Annotated in this window: 9 protein-coding genes; 4 read left to right on the plus strand and 5 right to left on the minus strand. The window is 58.3% G+C overall.

The window, feature by feature from the left end; all coding sequences use genetic code 11:
• Together pta and G5358_RS18910 are read right to left on the minus strand one after the other, a co-directional pair.
• The coding region (gene pta / locus G5358_RS18905; RefSeq protein WP_421324694.1) for a phosphate acetyltransferase at nucleotides 1-2,147 on the minus strand (2,147 nt) is incomplete at its 3' end.
• Nucleotides 2,148-2,202: 55 nt separating this feature from the next.
• Nucleotides 2,203-3,405 carry an acetate kinase gene (locus G5358_RS18910; protein ID WP_005349210.1) on the minus strand — a complete coding sequence of 401 codons (1,203 nt, stop codon included), beginning with the start codon at nucleotides 3,403-3,405 and terminating at the stop codon, nucleotides 2,203-2,205.
• A 304-nt stretch (nucleotides 3,406-3,709) separates the two neighbouring features.
• Between G5358_RS18910 and yfbV the strand changes: the two genes are divergently transcribed.
• Nucleotides 3,710-4,150 carry a terminus macrodomain insulation protein YfbV gene (gene yfbV / locus G5358_RS18915; RefSeq protein ID WP_005339116.1) on the plus strand — a complete coding sequence of 147 codons (441 nt, stop codon included), beginning with the start codon at nucleotides 3,710-3,712 and terminating at the stop codon, nucleotides 4,148-4,150.
• A gap of 59 nt (nucleotides 4,151-4,209) precedes the next feature.
• Here the strand turns inward: yfbV and G5358_RS18920 are convergent, their stop codons facing one another.
• From G5358_RS18920 to G5358_RS18930, 3 genes are all read right to left on the minus strand, one after another.
• Nucleotides 4,210-4,710 (minus strand): YfbU family protein, encoded by a 501-nt coding sequence (locus G5358_RS18920; protein ID WP_005341125.1) that lies wholly within the window; start codon nucleotides 4,708-4,710, stop codon nucleotides 4,210-4,212.
• A 163-nt stretch (nucleotides 4,711-4,873) separates the two neighbouring features.
• Nucleotides 4,874-5,338, minus strand: a complete 465-nt coding sequence (gene bcp / locus G5358_RS18925; RefSeq protein ID WP_139740077.1) for a thioredoxin-dependent thiol peroxidase — start codon at nucleotides 5,336-5,338, stop codon at nucleotides 4,874-4,876.
• 24 nt (nucleotides 5,339-5,362) lie between these two features.
• Nucleotides 5,363-5,896: a glycine cleavage system protein R gene (locus G5358_RS18930; protein ID WP_005349229.1), complete on the minus strand. Its 534-nt coding sequence runs from the start codon at nucleotides 5,894-5,896 to the stop codon at nucleotides 5,363-5,365.
• Nucleotides 5,897-6,101: 205 nt separating this feature from the next.
• On the opposite strand from G5358_RS18930, the gene dapA reads away from it, so the two are divergent.
• The 3 genes from dapA to G5358_RS18945 form a co-directional block, all read left to right on the plus strand.
• Nucleotides 6,102-6,989, plus strand: coding sequence for a 4-hydroxy-tetrahydrodipicolinate synthase (dapA, locus tag G5358_RS18935; protein ID WP_227341977.1), 888 nt, complete (start codon nucleotides 6,102-6,104; stop codon nucleotides 6,987-6,989).
• Nucleotides 6,982-8,109: an outer membrane protein assembly factor BamC gene (gene bamC / locus G5358_RS18940; protein WP_005349235.1), complete on the plus strand. Its 1,128-nt coding sequence runs from the start codon at nucleotides 6,982-6,984 to the stop codon at nucleotides 8,107-8,109. Before dapA ends, bamC begins: the two co-directional genes overlap by 8 nt.
• A gap of 168 nt (nucleotides 8,110-8,277) precedes the next feature.
• Nucleotides 8,278-8,714: phosphoribosylaminoimidazolesuccinocarboxamide synthase (locus tag G5358_RS18945; RefSeq protein ID WP_421324696.1), on the plus strand; the 437-nt coding region annotated here is incomplete at its 3' end.

Raw genomic sequence — 8,714 nt, forward strand, 5'->3', positions numbered from 1 at the left:
CCGGTCAGGGCGATGGTGTAGACGATGTCGTCCACCAGGGCGCCACGGGAGAGGTCGTTGACCGGCTTGCGCATGCCTTGCAGCATCGGGCCGATGGAGACCAGGTCAGCGGAACGCTGCACCGCTTTGTAAGTGGTGTTACCGGTGTTCAGGTCAGGGAAGACGAACACGGTGGCTTTACCGGCAACCGGTGAGTTCGGTGCCTTGGACTTGGCCACGTTCTCCATGATGGCCGCATCGTACTGCAGCGGGCCGTCGATGATGAGATCGGGGCGCTTGGCCTTGGCCAGCTCGGTCGCTTCACGCACTTTCTCTACATCGGCACCGGCGCCAGAGGTACCGGTAGAGTAGGAGATCATGGCGACGCGCGGCTCGATGCCGAACGCGGCAGCGGAGTCGGCGGACTGGATGGCGATCTCGGCCAGCTGCTCGGCAGTCGGATCCGGGTTGATCGCGCAGTCACCGTAGACCAGCACCTGATCAGGCAGCAGCATGAAGAAGATGGAGGAGATCAGGGAAGAGCCCGGAGCGGTCTTGATGATCTGCATCGGCGGACGGATGGTGTTGGCAGTGGTGTGCACCGCGCCGGATACCAGGCCGTCAACTTCATTGCGCTCCAGCATCATGGTACCCAGTACCACGTTGTCTTCCAGCTGCTCGCGGGCAACCACTTCGGTCATGCCCTTGTTCTTGCGCAGCTCGACCAGACGCGGCACATAGCGCTCGCGCACAACGGCCGGATCGATGATTTCGACGCGATCGGTCAGAACAACACCCTGCTGTTCGGCAACGCGACGGATCTCTTCCGGATTACCCAGCAGCACCGGACGGGCAATGCCACGCTCGGCACAGATGGCGGCAGCCTTGATGGTGCGCGGCTCGTCGCCTTCCGGCAGCACGACACGCTTGTTGGCCTGACGGGCCAGCTCGGTCAGCTGATAACGGAACGCCGGCGGGCTCAGGCGACGGGAACGGGTAGAGCTGACGGTCAGCGACTCGATCCAGTGCTTGTCGATGTGGCCAGCGACGTAGTCCTGTACCAGCTCGATACGCTCGCGGTCATCTTCCGGAATATCGACGTTGAAGTTCTGCAGGCTGACGGCGGTCTGCCAGGTGTTGGTACCGGTCATCATGATCGGCAGGCCGGTGGCCATAGCCTGTTGGCACAGCGCCATGACCTGCGGCTCCGGATGATAGTTACCGGTCAGCAGCAGGGCGCCCAGCTTGACGCCGTTCATGGCTGAGAGGCAGGCAGAGACGATGACGTCGGAGCGGTCGCCGGAGGTCACCAGCAGGCTGCCCGGACGGAAGTGCTCGACCATGTTGTGGATGGAGCGGGCGCAGAAGGTCACGGTCTGCAGGCGACGGCTGTCCAGCTCACCCTTGTGCAGGATCTTGGCGGCCAGATGCTTGGCGAGATCCTTGGCGCGCGGGGCGATCAGCTGGGTGTTCCAGGGGATGCAACCCAGGATGCGCAGCGGGCTCTTGCCGAACACTTGCAGCACTTCCAGGTTGTGAGCCGCGTCAGAAGCGTGGTGATGGGCTTCGAACATCTCGGTCAGATCAGGGCGGGTTACGCCATGCTCGTCAACCGGCGCGCCAACCTTGTTGATCACGCAACCAACGATGCGGGGGTTGTTGACACCACCGAAGTTGGAGCAGGCCAGCTCGATGCGCTCTTTCAGCTTCTGGCTGGAGTCATGGCCCGGGTGGGTCACGAATACCATGTCAGCGTCCAGCGCCTTGGCAACGTCGTAGTTCAGCTTGTTGGCAAAGGGCTGCTTGTCGGTCGGCACCATACCTTCGACAACCAGCACTTCGGCACCACTGGATTTCACGTGCTCTTCGAAGCGGGCAACGATCTCTTCCAGCAGGATGTCGGTGTTGCTTGAGCTGATCATGTTCTCGGCGTAGGAGAGGGTGAACGGCTCGGGCGGGTTGATGTTGGCAGCAGCGCGGATAACTGCGGTTGAGCGCTCGGCACCGGTTTCACCCGGACGCGGCTGGGCAACCGGTTTGAAGAAGCTGACATTGACACCGTGACGCTCCATGGCGCGAACAACGCCCAGACTCACGGAAGTTACGCCGACACCAGTGCCGACCGGGATAAGCATAATAGTGCGTGCCACTTTATACCCCTTGTTCATTTTTTGGGATCAGGAAAAGGCCGCCCTGGTGGGCGGCCTCGAGTTACTGCGTCAATTAAGCGCCGACCAGTTCCAGCGCGTCGTGGGCGATAACCCACTCTTCGTTGGTCGGGATTACCAGAGCCTTGGTAGAACCAGCCTTGGTGATCTCGCCACCCTTGCCGAAACGAGCCTTCAGGTTGGCGTCGTGATCGACGTCAAAGCCCAGCAGACCCAGCTTGTTCAGGGTGATTTCACGGATCGGGGCGGAGTTTTCACCGATACCACCGGTGAAAACAACGGCGTCCAGACGACCGTCCATGGCGGCAGCGTAGGCGCCGATGTACTTGGCCAGGCGATAGCAGTAAACGTCCATAGCACGCTTGGCTTCTTCTTTGCTGTCGTAGTTGTCTTCAACAAAACGGCAGTCGGAGGTCACTTCGGTCAGACCCTGCAGGCCGGACTCTTTGGTCAGCATGGTGTTGATATCGGCCACGCTCATGCCCAGCTTGTCGTGCAGGAAGAAGATGATGGCCGGGTCCAGATCACCGGAGCGTGTACCCATCACCAGACCTTCCAGCGGGGTCAGACCCATGGAGGTATCAACAGATTTGCCGTTCTTGATGGCGCAGACGGAACCGCCGTTGCCCAGGTGGCAGTTGATGATGTTCAGCTCTTCAACCGGCTTGTTCAGCTGCTTGGCAGCTTCCAGGCTGATGTAGTAGTGGCTGGTGCCGTGAGCGCCGTAGCGACGGATGCCGTTCTCTTTGTAGAGTTTGTACGGCAGAGCGTACAGGAAGGCTTCTTCCGGCATGGTCTGGTGGAACGCGGTATCGAATACGGCCACGTTCTTGTCTGCCAGCGCCGGGAATACGCGGCGAGCTTCACGGATACCGATCAGGTGAGCCGGGTTGTGCAGCGGTGCGTACGGAACAGCGGCTTCGATGCCGGCAATCACGTCTTCGCAGATGACAACGGAAGAGGTGAAGCGCTCGCCGCCGTGAACAACACGGTGACCGATGGCGATCAGGTTCTTGGACAGTTCCGGATTGAGCGGCAGGATCTTGTTGACGATGAAGTCCAGCGCTTCCTGGTGAGCGGCACCCGCGCCCAGATCGGCACTGCCTTTCTCGCCATTCAGTTTCCACTTGATGCGGGCGTCGTCGAGGTTGAAGCACTCGGCCAGGCCGGACAGCAGGTCATCACCGGTGGTTGCGTCAATGACGGCAAACTTCAGGGAAGAGCTGCCACAGTTAAGAACAAGAACCAGCTTACTCATGAATAAATCCTATCGCAGATTGGGTTGTGTAGGCGGATGCGTTGGACGCGGTGCGGCCAAAAACTTTCAACTTATCCTTATGAGGGTTGGCAATCTGTTGCTTGCCCCTTGTATAGTGATACAAGACCCGAAATCCAGACGTCCCTGACAGGTCAATAGCAAGAAGCTTTTGACGCAAAAATGGGCGTACAAAGGATAACCCGATTGTTGAAAAATAACAAAGTCATCCTCAACCTTTGTTACTTTGCATCAAATTTTGTCGAGGTTTTGCCGTTAGTACGTTCAAAAAGCGCTCGGAGGTAGTATGAGCATGAACATTTTTGGAACTAAGTTACAGCAAGGCCGCCATTATATGACGCTTTGGCCGCGCCGTCCCGAGCTCAATTCGATGTTTCCTGAAAATCGGGTGATCAAAGCGACCGAGTTCGCCCTCAAGGTGATCCCCGCGCTGGCGGTGCTGAGCGTGATGCTGCAGTTCCAGTTTGGCGAGCTGCACTACTGGCCCTCCGTTATCACCTCGGTGCTGTTTCTGCTCAGCTTGCCGCTGCAGGGCTACTACTGGCTCGGTCAGCGAGCCGACACCCGTTTGCCCCCGTCGCTGGCGAGCTGGTATCGGGAGATCAACGGCAAGATGAACGAACAGGGTGGCCGTCGTCAGCTGGTGTCTCAGCCGCGCTATGAAGAGCTGGCCGATACCCTCAAGGCCGCCTTCCAGCAGCTCGATAAATCCTTTCTCTACGAATAACTCGTTTCAGATGCAAAAAGGCGCCAGTGGCGCCTTTTTTGTTACGGTTGGTGTGCGGATCAGGCCGCCAGCACCTTGCGGATCTCCTGAATGGAGAGCTTGTACTGACGTGGACACTGACGCCACACCTGCAGCATCCGCTGGTACTTGTCGCGCATGGCGATGTCGCTGGAGAGCTCATCGCACGGGCACTTGAGCTCGGGGAAGCGCTTGTCCACCTCCAGCAGGAAGCAGACGTAGTCAGCCAGCTCACGCTCCTGGCTGCGGCTGTAGCCGTTGAACTCCAGCCGGCTGGCATTGATCTCGCCCTGATCGGCGGCATCCAGATTGCCCCATGAGATGGCCAGTGCGTGGTGCAGCTCCAGGGTGTCGATCACCTCCTGGCAGGTCGCCAGATCCAGATGGCCGAAGCTCTTCTCCAACTCGAGGATCTGCAGGCAGTAACCGCGCTCGATGATGGTGCTGGCGCGTTGGTAGACGTCCGCTTTCTCCGGATTGAGTTTCGCCAGAATTTCGTACTGGTTGCTCAGGATCAAACGCTCAGTGTTGCTCATGTTCATGGGATATCTCGTTGGAAGATGATTCTGGGGTCACGTTAACCCATATATAAAATGAATTTTTTGATCTGGGCGGGGGAGTTGGTGAGAAAAATCCGCTGGCAAGGGGCGGCTGATCAGACGAAAAAGGCCTGCATGGCAGGCCTTTCAATGACGCAGGGGAGGGTTATTCCTTGAGGAAATCCAGTACCACCTGATGGTGATCGCTGGTTTTGAACTTGTCGAAGTGGTGGGCAATTTTGCCCTCTTCATCGATCAGGAAGCTCTGACGGTGAATGCCGTCATACTCTTTGCCCATGAACTTCTTCGGGCCCCAGACGCCAAAGGCATCGGCGACGGCGTGGTCTTCATCAGCCAGCAGGGTGAAGTTGAGCTGGTCCCGCTCTTCGAATTTCTTCAGACGTTTGGCCGGATCCGGGCTAATGCCAAGCACCACCACATTGAGGGCGGCCAACTCGGCGTTCACATCGCGCAGGCTGCAGGCCTGGGTGGTGCAGCCGGGGGTCATCGCCTTGGGGTAGAAATAGACCAGCACCTTTTTGCCGCGCAGGCCAGCGAGGCTGACCTGATTGCCATTCTGGTCGGGCAGGGAGAAATCGGGGGCGGGGCTGCCAGCTTGTAGTGGTTGCATGGGGTCTCCTCGGGTAAAACGCCCTCAGGCGTGTTTGCGATTGACGATAAACTCGAACGATTCGGCACCCAGTTGACGACAGAATTCGGCGAAGGCGGTTTGCGAACCTTCCACTTCACCCTCTCTGGCCAGATTGAGCTGAAAACTGATCTTCAGCAGGTTGAACGGCTGCTGCTCCAGGGTCATGGATTGCATCGCCTGAATGTTCCAGCCATGTTCGCTGAAGAACTGGGTGCACTGGCTTACGATGCCGGGCTCGTCGCGGATCAACAGGTCGGCACTGGCGCGGACGTCATACTGCAGGGACTGGTGGCGCTCGGTGCGTTTCATCATGGTGATGAGATCCCACTCCTGGCTACGCAGGGGCAGGCTGATTTCGAGTTGCATCATGCTGTTCCAGTCGCCCGAGAGCAGCATGATAAAGGTAAATTCATTGCCGAAGATGCCAAGGCGGCTGTCTACAATGTTGCAACCACAGCCACTGACGTGGCGGGTCACTTCATTGACGATGCCAGGCCTGTCCGTGCCGATGGCCGTTACGACCAGGTAGTGAGTCATAAATCTTCTCTCGTCCGTTATTTCGTTGCGAAAGCCGCGCTGGCAAGCCAACCCTCCGGCCCTGATGACCACTCCCTGAGGGACGCTGCCGACTTTCGTTCATTACTTTTTGTTCCGGATGGTATCACGGCTTGCCCCCTCTCTCCCTTGTTTTTCAAAGGGGTCAGCTTTACCATTACGCCCCTGAAAATCGGGAGAAAAGTCCATGTTACGCGGTAGTATTGTTGCGCTCGTTACCCCCATGCTGGCTTCAGGTGAAGTCGATTGGGCCAGTCTGGCCAAACTGGTCGACTATCATGTCAGCGCCGGGACCTGCGCCATTGTTGCGGTTGGGACCACAGGGGAATCGGTGACCCTGAGCGAGCAGGAGCATATCGCCGTCGTTGAAAAGACCGTTGAGTATGCCGCCGGACGCATTCCCGTCATCGCCGGTTGCGGCTCCAACAATACTGCCCATGCCATTGAATTGACCAAGCGACTGGCCAAAACCGGCGTGGTGGCGGGCCTCTCGGTGACTCCTTACTACAACAAGCCCACTCAGGAAGGTCTCTATCGCCACTATTGTGCGATCGCCGAGGCTAGTGGTCTGCCCCAAATTCTTTATAATGTGCCCGGTCGCACCTGTTGCGATCTCAAACCGGAGACCGTGGCCCGTCTGGCCAAGGTTCCCGGCATTATCGGTTTGAAAGAGGCAACCGGCGATTTGAGCCGCACCCCGCGGCTGCGCGAGCTGTGCGGGCCGGAGTTTGCTCTCTACAGTGGCGACGATGCCACTGGTTGTGATTTTATGCTGCAAGGTGGCGATGGCGTGATTTCGGTCACCACCAACATTGCAGCGGCCCAGATGGCCGACATGTGTCGTGCTGCGCTGGCCGGTGATGCCGGACAGGCGCATGACATCAACAATCTCTTGATGCCGTTGCACAAGACTCTGTTCTGCGAACCGAGCCCCACCCCGGTGAAATGGGCCTGTGCCCAACTGGGGTTGATTGCAACAGCCACCTTGCGCCTGCCGCTGGTTGACCTCACTCCCGAGGGCGAACAGCTGATGGCGCGAGCACTGACCACAGCGGAGTTGATGGCGAGTGTTTAAATCTAATGGAAAGGGAAATAGAGCCCGTCTGGTGCTGAGCGTTGCGACTGTGGCCGTCTTGGCCGGTTGCAGCACCCCCCAGGATCGCAAAATGGCCAACCGCGACTTCGGTTATGAAGATGCCCGCCTCGAGGGCCGCGCGTTCTTGATCCCCGCAGGATTGAGTGCCCCCACCTTCAACAGCCAGTACGATATTCCGCCGCTTCCTGAGAGCAGCCGTGAAGGTGCCCTCGGCGCCCAGGTCGATGTGCGCCCACCCGCTCAGCTGCTGACCGTGGTACCGGGCAGTCAGGTGGTGCAGAGCGCAACCGAACCGACCGTTGCTTTCTATGCCCTCAGCACCAGCCAGAGCGTGGAGCGCGATACCTGGTCGTTCCTGATGAACTTCCTGGCCAAATACAAGGTCACCACCGAGAAGCTGGATCAGCAGGATGGCGTATTGCAGACCGGCTGGTTTGACAACACGGTCGCTCTCGATGGCTGGGGTGAAGATGACGAAGACTTCAAAATCCGTCAGCGTTACCAGTTCACCGTGCGCAACGATGCCCAGCGCCACGCTGTCAATATGTCGGTCCGGGTACTGGATCACGAAGAGACCATCGACGGCGAGACCAGCAACAAGCTGACCCCTGCCGATGCCCAGCGCTATGCCGCGCGAGTGCTGAACCAGTTCTCTCTCTATTACGACAGCCAGCTGAAAGCCCGCGAGCAGCACAAGTCCAACGATGGCATGGGTCTGCAACTGGGTCTGGACAACAACGAACTGAGCGCCTGGATTGCCGAAGGCTCCTTTGATCAGGTGTGGCGTCGCCTCAACCAGGTACTGCCTGCTTACGGTTTCACCATCAAGGATACCCAGCAGTCACTGGGCTGGATCGACGTCGAGTACGAAGAGCCGGGTGCCGAGTTCTGGAAGGCGAAAGGGAGCGAGCCGTTCAAACTGGAGGAGGAGAAATACCGCTTCCAGCTTGGCGAAATGGCGGGAGGCAAGACCTCCATCACCCTGTTCGACAAGGACAAGAAGCCGGTATCGTCCGGGGTTATTTCCCAGATGTATATCAGCCTGTCCGAGGCGTTCGCCAAGGGGCTGGCCGATCAGGCAGCAGCAAAAGCAGAATAAATTCAGGGGCCTTGTGCCCCTGTTTTGTTATCAAAATCCCCCTGAAAACGCGGGGATTCCGAGCGGTTTTCGATGATGCGAGCCCCCTTGCCAGCCCGTTGCAAACAGAGCGCGCAGGTGAGGGACTCGCGATGTTTACCCCCCCACAAACAGGAAGTGTTATTAGCCATGAGTCTTGCAGATCAAGTATTGGCGGTGAATGACGATTTGCCGATCCGTACCGATAAACCTGTCCATTCCGGCAAAGTGCGCAGCGTCTACTGGTTGACCCCCGAAGACAGTGCCCGGCTCATAAAAGAGAAAGGCTATGATGTGCCGGCCGATGCGCCCCTCGCCCTCATGGTGATCAGCGATCGCATCTCGGCCTTCGATTGCATTTGGCAAGGTGAGGATGGCCTGAACGGCGTACCGGGCAAAGGGGCGGCGCTCAACGCCATCTCCAGCCACTGGTTCAAGCTGTTCAAGGAGAAGGGACTGGCCGACAGCCACATTCTGGATATTCCGCACCCTTTCGTCTGGATCGTGCAAAAAGCCCGTCCGGTGATGATCGAGGCGATTGCCCGCCAGTACATCACCGGCTCCATGTGGCGTGCCTACAAGGATGG

Source organism: Aeromonas sp. 604176 (assembly GCF_049170755.1).
GTDB classification, from domain to species: Bacteria; Pseudomonadota; Gammaproteobacteria; order Enterobacterales; family Aeromonadaceae; genus Aeromonas; species Aeromonas veronii_A.

What these genes read in the sequence shown, in the direction of transcription:
- bcp (WP_139740077.1), bottom strand. Translation starts at nt 5,338, where the DNA reads ATGCAACCACTACAAGCTGGCAGCCCCGCCCCCGATTTCTCCCTGCCC.
- G5358_RS18910 (WP_005349210.1), bottom strand. Translation starts at nt 3,405, where the DNA reads ATGAGTAAGCTGGTTCTTGTTCTTAACTGTGGCAGCTCTTCCCTGAAG.
- dapA (WP_227341977.1), top strand. Translation starts at nt 6,102, where the DNA reads ATGTTACGCGGTAGTATTGTTGCGCTCGTTACCCCCATGCTGGCTTCA.
- yfbV (WP_005339116.1), top strand. Translation starts at nt 3,710, where the DNA reads ATGAGCATGAACATTTTTGGAACTAAGTTACAGCAAGGCCGCCATTAT.
- G5358_RS18930 (WP_005349229.1), bottom strand. Translation starts at nt 5,896, where the DNA reads ATGACTCACTACCTGGTCGTAACGGCCATCGGCACGGACAGGCCTGGC.
- G5358_RS18920 (WP_005341125.1), bottom strand. Translation starts at nt 4,710, where the DNA reads ATGAACATGAGCAACACTGAGCGTTTGATCCTGAGCAACCAGTACGAA.